Annotated in this window: 16 protein-coding genes; 14 read left to right on the plus strand and 2 right to left on the minus strand. The window is 38.4% G+C overall.

Translation table 11 applies throughout. The annotated features are described in order from the left end of the window. The first annotated feature begins 14 nt into the window (after positions 1-14). The 8 genes from gltX to N824_RS26920 all read left to right on the plus strand — a co-directional run bounded on the left by gltX (position 15) and on the right by N824_RS26920 (position 9442). The gene (gene gltX / locus N824_RS26885) at positions 15-1523 is read left to right on the plus strand and encodes a glutamate--tRNA ligase (protein ID WP_048908179.1); all 1509 of its coding nucleotides are present in this window, start codon (positions 15-17) and stop codon (positions 1521-1523) included. A 65-nt stretch (positions 1524-1588) separates the two neighbouring features. After that, a complete protein-coding gene (locus tag N824_RS26890) occupies positions 1589-2425 on the plus strand; it encodes a neutral zinc metallopeptidase (protein WP_048908369.1) in 837 nt (278 codons plus the stop codon). A 141-nt stretch (positions 2426-2566) separates the two neighbouring features. Beyond that, a complete protein-coding gene (locus N824_RS26895; RefSeq protein WP_048908180.1) occupies positions 2567-3691 on the plus strand; it encodes a hybrid sensor histidine kinase/response regulator in 1125 nt (374 codons plus the stop codon). Between the two features lie 13 nt (positions 3692-3704). Then, on the plus strand, positions 3705-7292 hold the full coding sequence (locus N824_RS26900) for a response regulator (RefSeq protein WP_048908181.1): 3588 nt from the start codon (positions 3705-3707) through the stop codon (positions 7290-7292). Positions 7293-7296: 4 nt separating this feature from the next. Next, on the plus strand, positions 7297-7662 hold the full coding sequence (locus N824_RS26905) for a response regulator (RefSeq protein WP_048908182.1): 366 nt from the start codon (positions 7297-7299) through the stop codon (positions 7660-7662). Between the two features lies 1 nt (position 7663). Then, a complete protein-coding gene (locus tag N824_RS26910) occupies positions 7664-8485 on the plus strand; it encodes a protein-glutamate O-methyltransferase CheR (protein WP_048908183.1) in 822 nt (273 codons plus the stop codon). After that, complete coding sequence (locus N824_RS26915; protein WP_306413940.1) at positions 8482-9048, plus strand: chemotaxis protein CheB; 567 nt, start codon at positions 8482-8484, stop codon at positions 9046-9048. Before N824_RS26910 ends, N824_RS26915 begins: the two co-directional genes overlap by 4 nt. Positions 9049-9073: 25 nt before the next feature. Next, positions 9074-9442: a response regulator gene (locus tag N824_RS26920; protein WP_048908184.1), complete on the plus strand. Its 369-nt coding sequence runs from the start codon at positions 9074-9076 to the stop codon at positions 9440-9442. A gap of 49 nt (positions 9443-9491) precedes the next feature. Here the strand turns inward: N824_RS26920 and N824_RS26925 are convergent, their stop codons facing one another. Further along, a complete protein-coding gene (locus N824_RS26925; RefSeq protein ID WP_048908371.1) occupies positions 9492-11174 on the minus strand; it encodes a Zn-dependent hydrolase in 1683 nt (560 codons plus the stop codon). Positions 11175-11300: 126 nt separating this feature from the next. On the opposite strand from N824_RS26925, the gene N824_RS26930 reads away from it, so the two are divergent. Further along, a complete protein-coding gene (locus tag N824_RS26930; protein ID WP_152542472.1) occupies positions 11301-12134 on the plus strand; it encodes an N-acetylmuramoyl-L-alanine amidase in 834 nt (277 codons plus the stop codon). Between the two features lie 41 nt (positions 12135-12175). Here the strand turns inward: N824_RS26930 and N824_RS26935 are convergent, their stop codons facing one another. Beyond that, a complete protein-coding gene (locus N824_RS26935; protein WP_048908185.1) occupies positions 12176-13837 on the minus strand; it encodes a glutamine--tRNA ligase/YqeY domain fusion protein in 1662 nt (553 codons plus the stop codon). A 79-nt stretch (positions 13838-13916) separates the two neighbouring features. Between N824_RS26935 and N824_RS26940 the strand changes: the two genes are divergently transcribed. From N824_RS26940 to N824_RS26960, 5 genes are all read left to right on the plus strand, one after another. Further along, on the plus strand, positions 13917-14336 hold the full coding sequence (locus N824_RS26940) for a cobalamin B12-binding domain-containing protein (protein ID WP_048908186.1): 420 nt from the start codon (positions 13917-13919) through the stop codon (positions 14334-14336). Positions 14337-14339: 3 nt separating this feature from the next. Beyond that, complete coding sequence (locus tag N824_RS26945) at positions 14340-15122, plus strand: enoyl-CoA hydratase/isomerase family protein (RefSeq protein WP_048908187.1); 783 nt, start codon at positions 14340-14342, stop codon at positions 15120-15122. A gap of 170 nt (positions 15123-15292) precedes the next feature. Further along, positions 15293-16693 carry a sigma-54 dependent transcriptional regulator gene (locus N824_RS26950; RefSeq protein ID WP_048908188.1) on the plus strand — a complete coding sequence of 467 codons (1401 nt, stop codon included), beginning with the start codon at positions 15293-15295 and terminating at the stop codon, positions 16691-16693. Positions 16694-16760: 67 nt separating this feature from the next. Further along, on the plus strand, positions 16761-18332 hold the full coding sequence (locus N824_RS26955) for a PAS domain-containing protein (protein ID WP_048908189.1): 1572 nt from the start codon (positions 16761-16763) through the stop codon (positions 18330-18332). 13 nt (positions 18333-18345) lie between these two features. Then, positions 18346-19803, plus strand: coding sequence for a hybrid sensor histidine kinase/response regulator (locus N824_RS26960; RefSeq protein ID WP_048908190.1), 1458 nt, complete (start codon positions 18346-18348; stop codon positions 19801-19803). The last annotated feature ends 11 nt before the right edge of the window (positions 19804-19814 follow it).

The following is a 19814-nucleotide window of genomic DNA, read 5'->3' on the forward strand; positions in this document are numbered from 1 at the left end:
TTTGCAGTGTTATTATGGAAAAGAAAGTAAGAGTAAGATTTGCCCCTAGTCCGACAGGAGGGCTGCATTTAGGTGGTGTACGTACCGCTTTGTTTAATTATCTGTTTGCTAAAAAACACAATGGAACGTTTGTTTTGCGTGTTGAAGATACCGATCAGACACGTTTTGTTGAGGGAGCAGAAGAATACATTGTTTCTTGTTTGGAATGGTGTGGGATGTCTCCAGATGAAAGCCCGCAGAAAGGCGGGGAATTTGGCCCGTATCGTCAAAGTGAACGTAAAGCAACCTACAAACAGTATGCAGATCAGTTAATTGCTGATGGTTATGCTTACTATGCTTTTGATACTCCGGAAGAACTGGATGCAAAACGTAAGGAGATTCCTAATTTTACTTACGGATTAGCAACACGCGAAGGAATGCGCAATTCACTTACGCTTAGCGAAAATGAGGTAGCTGAACTTTTAGCCAATAACACCCCGCATGTTGTGCGTATTAAAATGCCTAAAGATGAACTGGTTTCGTTTACAGACCTGATTAGAGGGCATGTAAGTTTTGATACAAATTTAGTTGACGATAAAGTTTTATTAAAGGCCGATGGCATGCCAACTTATCACTTAGCCGTTGTGGCTGATGATAAGGCAATGGAAATTAGTCATATTTTTAGGGGAGAGGAATGGCTTCCGTCTGCTCCAATACATATTTTATTGTGGCGTTACCTTGGGTGGGAAGATATAATGCCACAATGGATTCATTTGCCATTGATATTAAAACCGGATGGCAATGGAAAACTGAGTAAGCGCGACGGCGACAGATTAGGTTTTCCGGTTTATGCACAAAACTGGACTGATCCGAAGACTGGTGATTTAACCAAAGGGTTTAAAGAACTTGGGTTCATGCCCGAAGCTTTTGTGAATTTATTGGCCATGCTGGGCTGGAACGATGGTACAGATCAGGAATTGTTTTCCTTAGCTGAATTAATTGATAAGTTCTCGGTTGAGCGTATAAGCAAGGCCGGAGCAAAATTTGATTTCGAAAAAGCCAAATGGTATAACCATGAATGGATCAAAAATGCTGATGCCCAAAAATTATTACCTACAGTAAAAGCAGCATTTGCGGATCAAGGTATTGTACTTGAAGACGATGCTTACTTGCTGAAAGTAATTGATTTGGTTAAAGACAGATGTCATTTGCTGAGCGACTTCGTTACACAGGCTACTTACTTTTTTGTGGCCCCTGCTGAGTATGATCTGGCTGCGGTAAAACCAAAGTGGACAGCAGAGAAGGATGCATTTTTTGATGCCTATACTTTATTGGTAACCGATAATGCTACTGCTTTAGAGCTAGAAGAGAAATTTAAAGAATTAGCAGGAACACATCAATTTAAACCGGGAGAGCTAATGCTTCCACTTAGAATAATGCTTGTCGGTGGTAAATTCGGGCCCGGAGTATTTGATATAGCCCTTGCTTTAGGTGCAGTGGAAACTGTGCAAAGAATAAAGAATGCATTAACTGCGTTTAGCTAATTATTTTGTATTTTGGTATGACAATTGTCTCGGATTCTTGTCTTATCAAATTAAAAAATAATTTTATGCAGTGGTTTGGAAAAGGAAGTGGTAATATCGACGATAGAAGGGGTATGAGTGGCGGCACCATTGGTGGTGGCGTTGGTATTATCATTGTAGTTCTAGGTCTTCTCTTCGGAAAAGATTTAACAGGTCTGGTTAGCCAGTTGCCTGTAAATAATGTTACGCAATCTGAGGGTAAACAAGGAGACCCGACTGATGCAGAAGGTAAGTTTGCGGATGGCGTTCTTGAGTCGACAAATCAAGTCTGGGAGCAGCAATTTCAAAGCCTGGGGCAGGAATACGAGAAGCCAAGAATGGTCTTGTTTACCAATATGGTACAGTCAGCCTGTGGCAATGCGAGCTCCGCGGTTGGACCATTCTATTGCCCAGGAGATCATAAAGTATATATTGACTTGTCCTTTTATCAGGATTTAAAGGACAGATTTGGCGCTGCCGGGGATTTTGCACAAGCATATGTAATTGCTCATGAGGTAGGCCATCATGTTCAGAATTTATTGGGCATTTCTGATAAATTGCAAAAGGCCAGAGGACAGGTAAGTGAGGTTGAGTACAACCGGTTGTCTGTTAAACTGGAATTACAGGCAGATTTTTTTGCCGGCTTGTGGGCACATCATGCTCAAAACTTAAAAGACTTTAAATTAGAAGAGGGAGATATTGACGAAGCTTTAAACGCGGCGAATGCAATAGGTGATGATAAACTACAGAAACAAGCTCAGGGAGAGGTTGTTCCGGATGCATTTACTCATGGTACATCTGCGCAAAGAATGTACTGGTTTAAAAAAGGGTTTGAGACTGGAGACATTAATCAAGGGGATACGTTTAGTTCAAAACAACTATAAATAAGCCTGTAGTTTTGCAATTTTTTTGATATATATATAAGTTTAAACGCTTAATATTCTCCAGAGTTGTATAACTTTAGAACAAAACTATTATACAAATTATTTTGCTAATGCTATTTAGAAGCTTATTCCCCTTTAATAATGATATTAATTGTAGATGATACGCCAGAGAACCTTATCTCTTTAAAAAGGGTTCTTGAAAGGCATAATTTTGAAGTTGATACTGCATCCTCAGGTGAAGAAGCTTTAAAAAAAGTTCTTAAAAATGAATATGTCCTGATTATTTTGGATGTGCAAATGCCTGGGATGGATGGCTTTGAAGTTGCGGAAGCCATTTCAGGGTACAGTAAAGCCAAAGAAACGGCTATAATATTTTTATCTGCTGTAAATAAAGAACTAAAATTTATTACCAGGGGTTATTCCTCTGGGGGGCTCGATTATATTACCAAGCCCGTTGATATGGATATTTTGCTTTTAAAGGTAAAAACGTTTTACCGCATCTATGAGCAGAGCAGGAAGCTGATTGAAATTCAAAAGGCATTACTTGATGAAATAGAGTATAGAAAGCAAGCCGAGCGTAAAAAGGATGAGTTTATCAGCATCGCCAGTCATGAATTAAAAACGCCCTTGACAAGTGTTAAAGGGTATATGCAATTGCTTGGAAGAAGCGTAGAAAAGGGAGACATCCCGACAGTCAAAAAACATCTTGAGAAAGCACAAATCCAGTTAGAGAAGCTTCATGAACTGATTGCTGATTTATTGGATATATCAAAAATCGAAAGTGGAAAGCTTAAGTTTAACAAAAAAGATTTTGCAATTGATGATCTGCTAGATAGTGTAATCGACATTATCCGGCAGGCTAATCCTGAATTTAACATCATTAGGAAAGGAAAAGTGGGCATTGAAGTTTATGCCGATGAAATGAGGATTGAACAGGTGATTATTAATTTTTTAACAAATGCCATTAAATACTCTCCTGGAACGAATGAAATTCACATTCATGTAGATGTAATTGCTGATAAGGTTTACGTAGGGGTAAGGGATTTTGGAATTGGGATTGCCCCGGACCAACAAAAGTCTGTGTTCGATAAATTTTATAGGGTTGAAGAAACCTCTATACACTTTCAAGGACTGGGTATTGGACTGTTCATCTCTGCCGAAATCATAAAACGGCATGGTGGAGAAGTTGGGGTTAAAAGTACGCTTGGCGAGGGTTCTGAATTTTATTTCATTTTACCTGTAAATTCTGGCACTGAAACGGATTAAAAGACATTAATTTATGAAAGAAAAATCTTTAAGAAATAATTTACGAATTGGCTTAGGGCTATCACTGTTGATCCTTTTTATTTCATCACTTGCGTCTTTTGTTAGCATAAAGAACCTGATTCAAAACGCAGATCTGGTTTCGCATAGCAATGAGGTTATGACGAATCTTGATGGTGTAATTTCGACATTAAAAGATGCAGAAACAGGACAGAGAGGATACTTGTTGACTGGTGATAAGGTTTTTTTAGAGCCGTATAACGGTGCCAGACAATCGGCAATTGATCTTTTAAGTAAAATAAGCTCAGATACAAAGGACAATTCTTTTCAGCAGCAAAATGCGAAGGAATTACAAGGGATTATTGATGACCGGTTAAGTATTATTGAAAAAACCATAGTGTTAAAGAGTAAAGGCGAAAGCGTTACAACGGCTCAATTACTTGACGGAAAGGTGTACATGGATAAGTCGAGAGCGGTTATTAAAAGAATGCAGGCAGAAGAAAAGAGATTGCTTGATGATCGGACTGCTAATATGAATAAAATGGCGGGCTATACCCCAATTTTAATTCTTATAGCTGCTTTTTTTGCCATTTTAATTACCGTAATTTTCTATAAAAGAGTTTCATCTGATTTTAATACCAGAAGGCGATTACAAAAAGAGCTGGAGGATAAGAATGAGGAGATGGACAATAGGATAGAAGTTATTCAAGGTATTGCTGCTCAAATTTCTAATGGCGATTACCAGATCCGGATGAACGCTGAACAAAAAGATGGTCTGGGTAGTTTAGCGGGGTCATTAAACTCGATGGCTGAATCACTTCAGTATTCTTTTGCCCTTTTGGCCGATAAAGAATGGCTCCAATCGGGCATTGCCTCTCTTAACGATAAAATGGTTGGAGAAAAAAGCGTAGAAGACCTTGCTAATGATATTCTTGAGAATATTATAGTACATACTAATAGCTCCGTTGCAGCTTTTTACCTGGCAGGAGACGATTCGGAGTTGCATCTTGCAGGAAGTTATTCGCTGACCGCGGACAGGGAAAAGGAAAGGTTGAGGGCCGGAGAGGGGGTTGCCGGCCAAGTATTTAAATTGGGGAAACAAATTTTAATTAATGACATTCCCGAAGGCGAAATGACTATTAGCTATGCTACAGGTACCACCAAGCCACGAAATATTGTTACTTTTCCTGTGATTAGGCATAATGAGACTATCGGGGTAGTGGAGCTTGGCTCATTAGGTACCTATACACCCCTGCAGCTAGAGTTCTTTAATAGTATTTCGCATAATATTGGAATTGCAGTACATGTTGCCCAGAACCGCAAGAAATTACAGGAGCTTTTAGAGGAAACGCAGGCTCAGGCCGAAGAGCTGCAGGCTCAGCATAGTGAACTGGAAGGACTCAATGCCGAGTTGGAAGCGCAGACGCAAAAAATACAAACTTCTGAAGAAGAGTTGAGGGTGCAGCAGGAGGAATTACTGCAAAGTAATCAGGAACTTGAGGAAAGAACAAGCTTATTGGAAGAAAAGAATCAACTCATACAGGAGCGAAATCTGGATATACAACAGAAAGCAGAACAATTGGAGCAAAGTACCAAGTATAAATCTGAGTTCCTTGCTAATATGTCGCACGAATTGCGCACTCCTTTAAACTCAATATTATTGTTGTCTAAGTTAATGTCGGAGAACAAAGAGCTCGATAAGGAATATGTGGAGTATGCGGATGTGATCCAAAGCTCAGGACAAGGGTTGTTGGGGCTTATTGATGAAATACTTGACCTCTCCAAAATAGAGGCGGGGAAAATGAAACTTGAGTTCGATGATATTAGTGTTAATGAGGTCGTAACTGATATGCGGTCTTTGTTTGAACCACTGGCCAAGAATAAAGGGCTTGAGTTAGTTATTGATGTTGAGGAGAGCAAGGGTATCATTAATACGGATAAAATGCGACTTGAACAGATTTTAAAGAACCTGCTGTCTAATGCTATCAAATTCACAAATCACGGCAAGGTATCATTAACAGTAAAAAGGGACGATACAAATAAGTTTACCTTGTTTAAAGTCACGGATACTGGTATAGGTATTCCGGGGGATAAACTCGGGCTTATATTTGAAGCATTTCAACAGGCTGATGGTTCGACCAGAAGAAGATTTGGGGGCACAGGGCTAGGTCTTTCCATAAGCAGGGAATTAGCGAAACTTTTAGGGGGAGAAATTGAGCTTACCAGCAAAGAAAATATAGGTAGTGAGTTCACCTTCTCTTTACCCATAGATAGGTTGGCTGCAGTTAAAAAAGAAGAAGTGGAGGAGACGGATACTTTTACTCCTATTGAAAAGCAAAAAGAGGTTGTTCTGGAAAGGTTTACCGTTGAGCATATTCCACAAGAGGTTGAGGACGACAGGAACGATATTAAGGATGACGATAAAGTGATTCTAATTGTAGAAGATGATACTGCATTTGCGAAAACGCTGTTAAAATTTACCCGAAAAAGAAATTATAAAGGGATTGTAGCCGTTAGGGGTGATGTTGGAATTGAACTGGCCAATCACTACAAGCCACTGGCTATTCTATTGGACATTCAGCTTCCTGTTAAAGATGGATGGCAGGTAATGGAAGAGTTAAAGTCGAATCCTAAAACCCGACATATTCCTGTTCATATCATGTCGTCGCTTGAGGTAAAAAAAGAAAGTTTGTTAAAGGGCGCCGTGGATTTTATAAATAAGCCTGTAGCTCTTGAGCATATGGCGCAGATATTCCAAAAGCTTGAGCAGGCATTAACTAAGGGGCCTAAAAAAGTTCTTATTGTGGAAGAAAATAAGCAGCATGCCCAAGCTTTAAGTTATTTCTTAAGTAACTATAATATCAATACGCAGGTTGCTAACAATGTTAAGGAAGGGATTGGCGCATTACAAGAAAAAGAAGTGGATTGTGTGATTCTGGATATGGGTATACCAGATAAGAACGCATATGAAACACTTGAAACTATTAAGAAAAGTGAAGGCCTGGAGAATTTGCCTATCATCATCTTTACCGGCAAAAACTTATCGAAGGGTGAAGAGAGTAGAATTAAACAATATGCCGACTCAATTGTGGTTAAAACGGCCCATTCTTATCAAAGGATATTAGATGAAGCAGGATTGTTCTTGCATCTTATAGAAGAGAAGGAAATGGATGGCAAGCATAAAAAACACGCATCTGAAAAACTTGGAGGCCTATATGAGATACTGAATAACAAAACAGTTCTGATTGCTGATGATGATGTGAGAAACATATTCTCATTAACAAAAGCATTGGAACAGCATAAAATGAAAGTTTTAGCTGCTACTGATGGCAAAGAAGCCCTACAGATGCTTAAAGAGAACCCATTGATAGATATTGTACTAATGGATATGATGATGCCTGAGATGGATGGATATGAGAGCACTAAAGAGATCAGAAAGATCCCTGCATATAAACAATTACCGGTTTTGGCTGTTACTGCCAAAGCAATGATGGGTGATAGGGAAAAATGTATTGCCGCAGGGGCATCTGATTACATCTCGAAACCTGTTGATATTGATCAGCTAATCTCGTTATTACGTGTTTGGCTTTATAACAAAGTGTAACTATATGGCGAAAAAGATTTTGATAATTGATGACGATAACAGGAACATTTTTGCGTTATCGGCTGTTTTGAAAGCAAAAGGCTACCAATGTTTAACCGCGACTGGGGGAGAAGAAGGAATAGACTTGCTTAAAGAGAATAAAGAGATCGCAGTGGTGTTAATGGATATGATGATGCCGGGAATGGATGGATATGAGGCGATTGCTAAAATAGATGAAAGTCCTGAAATTAAACATGTTCCTGTTATAGCCGTTACTGCCCAAGCTATGGTTGGAGATAGAGAACGTTGTATTAATGCAGGGGCCGCCGGCTATGTTTCTAAACCGATTAATGTTGAAGAGTTAACAAGTTTACTCATAAAGTATATTTAAATTGGAACTCTCTGTAATTAGCGACGATCACGTTGAGATCTTACTCTCAGACCTTCTGGAAAAGTATGGGTATGATTTTACGGGGTATTCCAGAGCATCCTTAAAGAGAAGAATTGTACGGTTGTACAGTTTGGATAGAGCTGTAAGTTTTGCAGAGTTCAGGTATAAGGTAAATAACGATAGTTTATACTTTAAGCGGTTTGTAGAACAGATTACGGTTAATGTAACTGAAATGTTTAGAGATCCCGTTTTTTTTAAAACTTTAAGAGATGTGGTATTGCCAAAACTGGGTACATATCCATTTATCAGGATTTGGCTAGCGGGCTGTTCAACAGGAGAAGAGGCATATTCGATCTCAATTATTTTAAAAGAACTTAACCTCCTGCATAAATCTTTAATCTACGCAACAGATTTAAATCCAATTGTGCTGGAAAAGGCAGCACAAGGAATGTTTGGAATGAATAGCATGAAGCAATATTCTGAAAACTATATTTTATCCGGAGGTTTAAAAGATTTCTCAAGTTATTATACGGCGAACTATTCGTTGGCTAAATTCGATGAAGACCTAAAGAGCAAGATTATATTTTCTACGCATAATCTTGTTTCTGATTACTCCTTTAATGAGTTTCAGCTCATTTTATGTAGAAATGTATTGATCTATTTCGATAGGGAACTACAGCAGAAGGTGCTGAACCTTTTTGATGAGAGCCTTGAAGAATTGGGGTATTTGGCACTTGGAACTAAGGAAACGATTAACTTTTCTGGTATTTCGGACAAGTATAAACGATTGGATTCAGAGAAGATCTGGAGGAAAATACAATGATGAAAAAATGTGAAGCATTTATTATTGGAGGATCTGCAGGGAGTTTAGATGTGCTTTTAAAAGTGCTTCCATTAATTAATGTTGCAATAAAATTTCCAATTGTTATTGTTATCCATCGCAAACATGGTGCAGATTCTTTATTGCCGGAATTGTTATCTACCAGAACTAAACTTAAGGTTAAAGAGGTAGATGAGAAAGAGCCGTTAACTGCAGGTACTATTTATATCGCCCCCTCAGATTATCATTTACTGATAGAACAGGACCGTTCATTCTCTTTGGATTATTCCGAGAAAATAAACTATTCCAGACCGGCAATTGATGCTACATTTCAGACCGCGGCCGAGGTTTATAAAGATAAATTGGCCTGCCTTTTACTTTCAGGATCAAATGCCGATGGTGTAAATGGCTTGAAAAGTGTAAAGCTCTGGGGGGGGACAACCTTAATCCAGGACCCAACGACTGCTCAGGTAGCCTATATGCCTGCCCATGCTCAGGCTAACGTAAAAATAGATCGTGTTTTAAGCATAGAAGATATAGTAGAATTCATAAATTTGTTGCCCTAAACTTTGTAGTTAATCATACCCGCAAATGGAGAAGAATAAAAGAGTATTTGTATTTGATGATAATGCAGAAATTTTAGAATTATGTACCATTATTCTGGAAGATGCAGGTTTCGATATTAAGACATCTTCGACCTCTAATAATATTATAGATCAGGTGATGGCTTACATACCAGATATTATTTTTATGGACAATTGGCTGCCGGATGTAGGAGGGATTGACGCAACCAGAGAGCTTAAAGGTCATGAGGCACTGAAAGGTATACCCGTTATTTATTTCTCCGCAAATAACGATGTACAGGCACTTGCGGCAGAGGCTGGGGCAGATGGCTACTTGTCTAAGCCATTTGATATCCAGGAATTAGAGGATATCATTCACAAACATCTTTCTATATAAGAAAGCGCCTGCATCAAATTAATAGTGCAGGCGCTTTAGTACTTTTAGGTTATTTAACACCTAAAACATCAACTCCTTGTTCAAAGATGATATCAACCGGGATTCCCTTTTTGGTTAATTTATCAAGATCGGTTTGAAGCTCAGCAGAAATAACAGCATTTTCTTTTTGAGTTTTTTCTACAGCAGCTTTATCTCCGTTTCCTTGAAGGGTTATAATTAAGCTGCTTAATTTATTCATAGCCGTTTCAAATTTAGTAAAATCGACTTTGTAGGTCCCGTTTTCATTTCTGATGAAAGCCCCATTTTCCTTAAAGAAATTGAAACATTGCATGTTAGCCTTACCATGTGCACTTGCGGCTCCAAATCTTACTGAACGAAGTATGCCCGCCATATATGTGGTGTAAAACTGCTTAATGTCGCCCTCCAATTCTCCCTTTTTAAGTAATCCGGTTACCATGTAAAGCCCCAAAACATCTGCCTTGCCTTCTTCGAGCCATGAATATTGTTCTTGCAAAGCTTCTTTAACAAACCCTTTACCTGTAATTGTTTTTTTGATTCCTAAGCCGTGAGCAACCTCGTGAAACATTACGTTGGCAAAGAAAGCATCGAAATTGATATACTGTTGCTGATCTTTGTCGATAAGTTCCTGCGCTATAGGAATTAGAATTTTATCAAACTTGGCTTTCATCGCGTTTTTTAACTGTGAACGCCTTGTTCCTTTCTTTTGCTGGATAATTTCATCATTCGGAAGGTTTACTGCAATAGTTTTTGAGCCGGCATTACAATCACCCGCATAGTAGATCACATCGTAAGCATTTAACTCAGAGTCTGTACCCGGCTTTTCTTTCTTATATTTAGCCTCAACAGGCAGGCCTTGCTGTAATTGAGGCAGCATACTTACATACTTGGCAAGGCGCTTGCTCCATACCTTGTCTTTGATCAATACATAAGCCTCGTAAGACGCCCTGGCATTAAATAGTTTGTCTTCATAATTTTCAATAGGTCCAATAATGATATCAAGGTTATTGGTTTTCATGTCTAACCACGCATAGTCGCTGGCAGTATAGTTATCTGTTACTAATGCATCGGCACGTAGATTCAGGTATTTTTTAAGTCCAGGGTCTTCTGCAAGCAATGCTGCTTGTTTTAAAAGATTTGAAGCTTTTTGTAGTTCTGCAGCAAAAAGGACATGATAAGGAATTGAATTTAGTTTTCCAGTACTATCCTTTTTTATAACAGAGTATTGGCCATATTTATCTTTTGCATCAGATTTTTTGAGGTCTTCTTTAGTCATTCCAGCAGGATAAAAGCTCGCTGCATCCGGCTTAGGGCCAATGCCGGCAACAAAGGGCTTGTCGCCATTAAGCCTGTCCCATGGACCGTAGTTAATCCAGATGAAAGATTTTGTTTTTTCATCCTTTATGGTGTTTAGCAAACTATCTCTCTGAGGGTATGCCTGTTTCCAGAATAGCTCATCCATTATTTGAGCAGATTGTATTAACAGAGGAAGTATTTTACGCTCATTAATAGTCAGATCATTTAAATTGGTGGTTAGTTTTACCTTTTCATAAATATCAATACGCTCATTTACATAACTCTGTAAACTATCGTTTGTGGATGTTTTCTTTTCTGTCTTTTTTGTGTTTTTATCTTGCGGATTACCACATGAAGCAATTCCTGCAATTATTGAGCATCCAGCAATAAAAAGGCTTGCTTTGCTAATGTTTTTCATAGATGAATATATTAGTACTTTTATCACTACATAGCCTGCATTAGGCAAAGCAGGTTTTGATAGCACAGATTTAATTGCGACTAAAATAGTAAAAAATAGTAATTTCACACTTTCTATCTTTTCATTATGGTATATCAGATCAAATTAAAAAAAGGCTATCCCTACATTTTAGCAATGCTTATACTCGCATCCTGCTCTACAGGTAAATATGCGGCTACAAATAAAGTGTATAAGAAAAAGGCTGGTGAGTTTGCAGAAACAATAAAATCAATGCCGCCGGTAGGGCAAGGGGTTGTCCTCTCTGATCCGACGCTGCAATCCTGGGTTGGATCTGTGAATTTTGGTATACGAAGACCAAACTTTGTAATTCTTCATCATACGGCTCAGAAATCTTCTGATCAGACAATAAAAACTTTTACCATTGCTAAAACAGAGGTGAGTGCTCATTATGTAGTTGGAAGGGACGGAAAGGTCATTCAGATGGTAAATGAATATTTAAGAGCTAATCATGCAGGTGTGGGCAGATGGGGTAACGATACGGATTTAAACTCATCTTCTATCGGAATAGAGATTGATAATTCGGGAGCTGAACCTTATTCTGAGGCGCAGCTACAAAGTCTGATGACATTGCTGTCTACGTTAAAAAGCAGGTATAAAATTCCAACAGCAAATTTTATAGGTCATTCAGATGTGGCACCAAGAAGAAAGGTTGATCCTGCTAATTTTCCCTGGAAGAGGTTTGCCGAAAAAGGCTATGGGTTATGGTATGACAGCGTGCTTGTAATGCCACCAGATAATTTCGATGCAACTCTTGCGCTAAAGATAATAGGGTATGATGTGAGTAATTTGCCCGCCGCAATTGTGGCATTTAAGATTCACTTTGTGCAAACAGATGTAACGCCTGAGCTAACCCCTGCAGTTAAACTAATTCTATTTAACTTGTATAGGAAGTATATGTAAAAAAGCCTAATCAGGCTTTTTTACATAAGATATTAATCTGCTTATTTATTCGCTTTTGCCCAAGCGTCCTTTAAAGAAACAGTACGGTTAAATATCAGGCTTTCAGGAGTAGAATCCTTATCTACGCAATAATACCCTTTTCTGATAAACTGATAACGTGCATCTTTAGCTGCGTTTGCAAGGTAAGGTTCAATGTATGCTTGTTTTATAATTTCAATGCTGTTCGGATTAAGATAGTCTTTGAAGTCACCCTCTTCTGAATCCGGAGATTCGGAGGTGAACAGACGATCATACATTCTGATCTCAGCGCTTTTAGCATGTTTACTGCTAACCCAGTGGATGGTACCTTTAACATTGATGCCACTGGTATCTTCTCCGCTTTTTGATTCCGGAATATAAGTGCAATATATTTCCGTCACATTGCCGTTCGCATCTTTCTTGAAGTCTTCACACTTTACAATATAAGCATGTTTAAGTCTTACAGTTGCCCCTGGTGCAAGCCTGAACCATTTTTTAGCAGGTTCTTCCATAAAATCTTCTCGCTCAATCCACAATTCATTACTGAAAGGGATTTCTCTTGCTCCGCCTTTATCTTCTGCTTCAGGGTTGTTTTCTCCAATTAGAATCTCACTCTGCCCTTCAGGATAGTTGGTAATGATCAGCTTAATTGGATCTAGCACAGCCATAACTCTGTTTGCAGTTTTATTTAAATGCTCGCGTACACAGAATTCTAAAAGGCTTAATTCTATAAGATTTTCTCTTTTGGCAATTCCAATTCTGTCACAAAACTCTCTGATGCTTTCCGGGGTGTAACCACGCCTTCTTAGTCCGCTTATTGTTGGCATGCGGGGATCATCCCATCCACTTACCACACCCTCATTTACCAACTGAAGTAGCTTACGCTTACTCATAACAGTATACGATAGGTTTAAACGGGCAAATTCGTATTGCTTTGACGGAAATATTTCAAGTTTCTCGATTAGCCAATCGTACAATTCGCGATGTGCTACATACTCAAGTGTACAAATAGAATGTGTAATGGTTTCAATGCTGTCACTTTGCCCATGTGCAAAATCATACATTGGGTAGATGCACCATTTATTTCCCGTTCTGTGGTGTTCAGCATGTTTAATCCTGTAGATCACCGGGTCCCTCATAATCATATTAGGACTAGCCATATCTATTTTAGCACGGAGTGTGCAGGTACCGTCCGGAAATTCGCCGCCCTTCATTCGTGTAAAGAGATCAAGATTCTCTTCAACGCTACGGTTTCTGTATGGACTGTCTTTACCAGCTTCAGTAGGTGTTCCTTTTAATTCAGCAATTTCTTCTGCAGTACTGTCATCCACATAGGCCAAACCCTTTTTAATAAGAGTTACGGCGAATTCATAAAGTGCATCGAAATAATCAGAAGTATATAATTCGTTTTTCCATTCAAAGCCCAACCATTTAATATCTGCCTGTTGACTGTCTACATATTCGGTTTTTTCAGTAACCGGGTTGGTATCATCAAATCTTAAGTTTGTGTAACCGCCATATTTCTTTGTTAGTCCAAAGTTTAAGCATATAGCTTTGGCGTGGCCTATATGCAAATATCCGTTCGGTTCTGGAGGAAAACGCGTGATTAGTGTTTCGTATTTTCCGCTATTTAAATCGTTCTCAATGATTTCTTCAATAAAGTTCAATGATCTTTCTTCACTCATAAAAACTGTAAATTTAGCGCCAAAGTTAACATAAAAGCGCTAATTTACTTACATTTACCACCTACTATTAGTATAAATTATGAGCAAAACGTTAAACAGGCCAATACGGGTTTTAGTCGCTAAGGTTGGGCTCGATGGACATGACAGAGGTGCAAAAGTTATTGCAACTTCCCTTAGGGACGCCGGCATGGAAGTGATCTATACCGGATTGCGCCAGACTCCTGAAATGGTTGTAAATACCGCCTTGCAGGAAGATGTCGATGCGATTGGAATTTCCATTCTATCCGGTGCCCATATGACTGTTTTCCCAAAAATTGTAGAGATCATGAAGCAAAAACAATTAACAGATGTTTTGCTAACAGGCGGAGGTATTATTCCTGAAAATGATATGAAAAAACTTAAAGAGATAGGTGTAGGGGAGTTATTTGCGCCAGGAACGACAATGATTACTATAGTGGATTATATTAAAAATTGGGTTGCTGAAAACAGAAATTTTTAGATTATGACTTATCAGAACATTTTACTGGAAACAACAGATGGCATCATGTATGTCACCATAAACCGTGAACATAAATTAAATGCCTTAAATAAGGATACATTAGCCGAATTGGCTGAAGCAATTTCACTAGCAGCAAGTAATGATGAGATAAGGGGCGTTTTAATTACTGGTGCCGGAGAGAAGGCTTTTGTTGCGGGGGCGGATATTTCAGAATTTTCTAACTACAACATTGCCGAAGGAGAAGCCCTTGCGCGAGTGGGACAGCATACGGTGTTTGATGCCATCGAGAATTGCCCTAAGCCTGTGATTGCAGCAATAAATGGATTTGCTTTAGGAGGAGGATTAGAATTAGCAATGGCTTGTCACATGCGTATTGCTTCTGAAAACGCAAAACTTGGCTTGCCGGAAGTAAGTCTTGGTTTAATTCCCGGTTATGGGGGCACCCAAAGATTAACCCAGTTGGTAGGTAAGGGGAAGGCAATAGAGATAATTACAACAGCCGATATGATTACTGCTACCGAGGCAGAAAAAATAGGCTTGGTGAATTATGTAGTTTCGCAGAGTGAGCTTATTGGTAAGGCCGAAGAGATATTAAATAAGATAAAACTAAGGGCCCCACTAGCTATTGCAAGTGCTATAAGAGCTGTAAATGCATCGTTATTACATAATGTTGATGGGTTTGACACCGAGATAAAGGAATTTGGTAAATGCTTTGGCACATTGGATTTTAAAGAAGGAACAACAGCTTTTCTTGAGAAAAGAAAGCCTGTCTTTTTCGGGAAATAAAGTCCTCAATTAGCTGAGCCTCATTAGATCTTGCGGAGATTTATTGAGGCTTTGTTGCAAAGTGAGAAAAAAATTGTATACTTTTTTTATAAAACTGTAGAAAATATTTCCCAGTTAAAAAAAACTAGTTATATTTATTTCATCAAATGCGCTCTAATTTTTTAGGTAATATGAGAAAAATATTAATTGTTGACGATGAGGTAAACATCGGTGTGCTATTGTCCAAATTTTTAACCCGAAATTCATTTAGTGTATCAACAGCTACTAGTGGTGTAGCTGCAATGGATTATCTGGCTAAAGAGGCTTATGATCTTGTTTTATGTGATTACAGGCTTGATGATACAGATGGGAGAGAAATGCTGATCAAGATAAAGGAAAGCTATCCTAGCACAGGAGTTATTATTATTACGGGCTATTCGGATATTAAGCTTGCTGTTGAACTGATTAAATTAGGGGCGTATGATTATATTACCAAGCCACTTTATCCAGATGAAATTTTAAACACGATTAATAAGGCAATAGAAACCCAGATTGCGTTAAATACAAATCAATCGGAAACATCTTCTGAAACGGCTAAGCAAAAGACTGCAAAACAAGCCTATAAGCAGGTAGACAATTTTGTTGCCGGGCAAAGCCCTGCTTCAAAAGAGTTATTGAAGCAGATACAACTGGTTGCACCAACTTCTTATAGTGTAATTTTAACAGGCGAAAGCGGTACAGGGAAAGAGTCTGTTGCTAAAGCAATCCATTTAAACAGCCCTAGAAAAGACCGCCCGTTTGTAGCAATGGATTGTGGTTCTCTTACTAAAGAATTGGCCGGGAGCGAATTCTTTGGCCATGAAAAGGGATCATTTACCGGAGCCCTCTATACTAAAATTGGTCACTTTGAAATGGCTAATGGAGGGACACTTTTTCTGGATGAGGTTGGCAATCTTTCTTATGATATCCAGGCCGCCTTATTGAGAACAGTACAAGAGAGAAAGATTAAAAGAATAGGTAGCACCAAAGAGATCGATTTGGATGTAAGGATAATTGTTGCAACGAACGAAAATCTTTCCAATGCTATTCAGAAAGGGAAATTTAGAGAAGATCTTTATCATCGGTTCAATGAATTTTCTATTGGCCTGCCGCCTTTAAGTCAAAGGGGCGACGATATTATGGTTTTTGCGTATACGTTTTTGGATGTAGCAAATCAGGAATTATCGAGGAATGTACAAGGGTTTTCTGAAGAGGTTGTAGATTGTTTCCTGACCTATAACTGGCCAGGTAATGTAAGGGAGCTTAAAAACGTAGTGAGAAGAGCTACCCTGCTTACTGAGAGCCAGGAAATACAATTAAAGGCACTTCCTCTTGAAATCTCTACCTATGCCAAGGCATCAGCTATTGAAAGTTCAATTTCTCGTATCGAAAAACCAAGGGATTTAAAAAATGCAGCTCTGGAAGCAGAGTATGATGCTATTTTAAAAGTTTTAAGAGAAGTAAACTTTAATAAAACAAAAGCAGCAAAAATTCTAAATATAGATCGGAAAACGTTGTATAACAAAATGAGAGCGATTAATTTGGATACGTAAAGTGTTATTGGTAGTTACTGTTATCTTTATCGGGTTGTTGACCCTGGGATATTTCCTTTTTCGGAGTATGTCGGTAGCTCGTGGACTAAGAGATGAAGTTGCAGCGCTACGAAATCAAAATAAATACCTTTTAGAACGGGTTGAAGTTCTCAATCTTGCGGAGCGGATTACCCATCTTGGAAGCTGGGAGATTTTTGTAGAAAGTGGACAAGTTAAATGGTCTGAAGAGCTTTATAAAGTATATGGGTTTAAGAACGATGATTTTTTGCCCGATACTCTTATCAATGAACAAGTTGTAGCGCCTGAGTATAGGGAAAAGGTATCTAAAGAACTGAAATCTGCAATTGCTAATAAAACATCTTTTGCCGTTGAATACCAAATTGTACAGCCTTCGGGAGCAAGAAAGTACGTGCTTGGGCAAGGATTTTACGTCGAGGGCGAAGATAAGCTTGTTGGTACCATCCAAGACATTACCGAGTTAAAAGAAGCTGTTTTAAAGCTTAGAATAAACGAGTCTTTATTAAGAGAAGCCGAAATGGTTTCGCACAGCGGAAGCTGGGAATGGATTGATGGTAAGGAGTTTATTCTTTGGTCTGATGAGATGTATAACATCCATGGTTTTCTTCCGCATTCGATCTTCGTTAATTTTTCATTTTATAAAGGGCTTGTTCACGAGGATGATCTTCCACTTTTTATGGAGAACTTTTATAAGGCCCAAAAAGATAAAATATCGTTTAAGATAAACTATAGAATCGTGTTGCCTTCAGGAGAGATCCGGCACGTGCTGACCACCGCTGAGCATAAACTAATTGGGTTAAATGATAACTATGCTTACATCGGGAACACACAGGACGTAACTCAACTAAGAGAGGCTCAGGTACAGTTGGAGGAAAAGGTAGTTGAACTAAATCGCTCTAACCAGGATTTGGAGCAATTTGCTTATGTTGCTTCGCACGATTTACAGGAACCCCTAAGAAAGATACAAGCTTTTGGAGACCGCTTGAAAGATAAGTATGGAGCGCAGATGAATGCCGAAGCTCAGGATTATATCAGCAGGATGAGGGGTGCATCCGATAGAATGCGGGCGTTAATTGACGATCTGCTTGCATTTTCTAAGCTTACAAGGGGTAATAAAAGCTTTTCTAAACTTAAACTTGGCGATATTGTAAGAAAAACATTAAGTGATCTTGATTTTACAATAGAGCTTAAAAAGGCCATAGTAACCATAGATTTTGAAGAGGATGAAATAGAGGGTGTTGAAAGTCAGTTAATGCAACTTTTTCAAAATTTAATAGGAAATTCTTTAAAGTTCACAAATCAAAATGGGGTTCCCAGTATTACAATATCCTGCACCACCAAAAATGGGCATGAAATGAATATATCTGAGATCAACAAAAACCAGTTATATTGTGTTGTTGAAGTAAAGGACAATGGAATTGGTTTTGAAACCGAAGATACTTTGAAAATCTTTGATATTTTCCATCGCTTACATTCAAGGGTTGACTACGAAGGAACAGGTATCGGATTGGCTATATGTAAGAGGATAACGGATAACCATTCTGGTTTTATTTTTGCAGAAAGCAAACCTGGGGAAGGAGCTACTTTTGTAGTAATCCTTCCTAAGAAACAAAATAAATAGAAACAATCTGATAATGAAGCAGGTAAGAGTTTTATTGATTGATGATGATGAAGATGATTACATCCTCACCAGGGAAGTTTTTGATCAGATTTCGGCTTCGTACGAACTATCATGGGTAAACAGCTATGAGAAGGGAATTTACGCCGTTTTAAAGAAGCTGTTTGACGTTTACCTTGTTGATTATAGATTAGGAAGGGGAACCGGAATAGACTTATTAAATGAAGCAATTAATTCTGGTTGTGAAGAGCCAATAATCATACTTACAGGTAAAGGCGATTTGGTTATTGATGAGCAAGCGATGAATATTGGGGCTGCTGATTATTTGGTGAAAGATGAGATAGACCCCTCGTCATTAGATCGAAGTATACGGTATTCTATTAAAGAAGCAAGTGCAACAAAGGCGTTAAAAGATAGTGAACGGAAGTATAGGGCTATTTTTGAACAAGCTAAAGATCCAATTCTTGTGTCTGACTACACCGGAAGAATTTACGATATCAATAGTGCAGGATTAAAGTTCCTTGATTACGAACGAGCAGCCATACTCCAGCTAAATACAAGTGCTATTTTTAACAATGCAGAGGATGGAGAAAGATTTAGAGAATTAATGGAAAGTAACGGCTCTCTAAGTGATTTTGAATGCGAGTTGATTTCAAGTAAATCAGAGGTCTGCTGTTGTAGTTTGTCTTCATTTATTCAAACAGACATGGTAAATGTGGAAGAGGTTTATCACACCATTATTCATGATCTGAGGCATAGAAAGAACATAGAAGAAAGATCTGTTAGTTTGGGTAAAATGTCAATCTCGGAACATATTGCCAAGGGATTGGGTGAAGAGATCAGAGATCCATTAAGTACTGTCAATCTTGCATTAGATGAGTTGGCAGCTGACCCTGCAATTGCTTGTAATGAAACAATTCAGTCTTACCTGGAAATTATAAAAAGTAATTGCGATAGGGTGAATCAGCTGATGCAAAACTTCATTTCCAGCACCGAAACAAAAACCTTAAACCTTCAGCGACATAATATTTTAACAGTAATTGAGGAAGCTATTTCTGATCTGGAAGATTTAATAGTTGGGCACAATATAAAGCTAACAACACAATTTCATCAGTCAGAGCAAAAGGTATTACTCGATAAACCTAAAATAAAAAATGCATTGGTTAGTGTTATTAAGAATGCGGTTGAAGCCATGCAGAGTTACCCTAAAATAATTCATATAACAAGCACAGCTGATAGAGGAATGTATGAAATTGCCATAGAGGATAATGGTACGGGGGTAGACCCAAAAAATCAGGAAAAGATTTTTGAACCATTTTTCACAACAAAAAAACGCGCCAGTGGATTAGGACTTACCCATGCTCAGCGTGTATTAACTACTCACAATGGTTCCATTAAACTGAAACAACTTGCACAAGGGAGTTTATTCCTGATTCGCATTCCAATATATCATGAGGGGACCCTCTGGTTTTAACCTAAAGGATT

Origin of the sequence: Pedobacter sp. V48, assembly GCF_000523515.1 — a bacterium.
GTDB lineage: Bacteria > Bacteroidota > Bacteroidia > Sphingobacteriales > Sphingobacteriaceae > Pedobacter.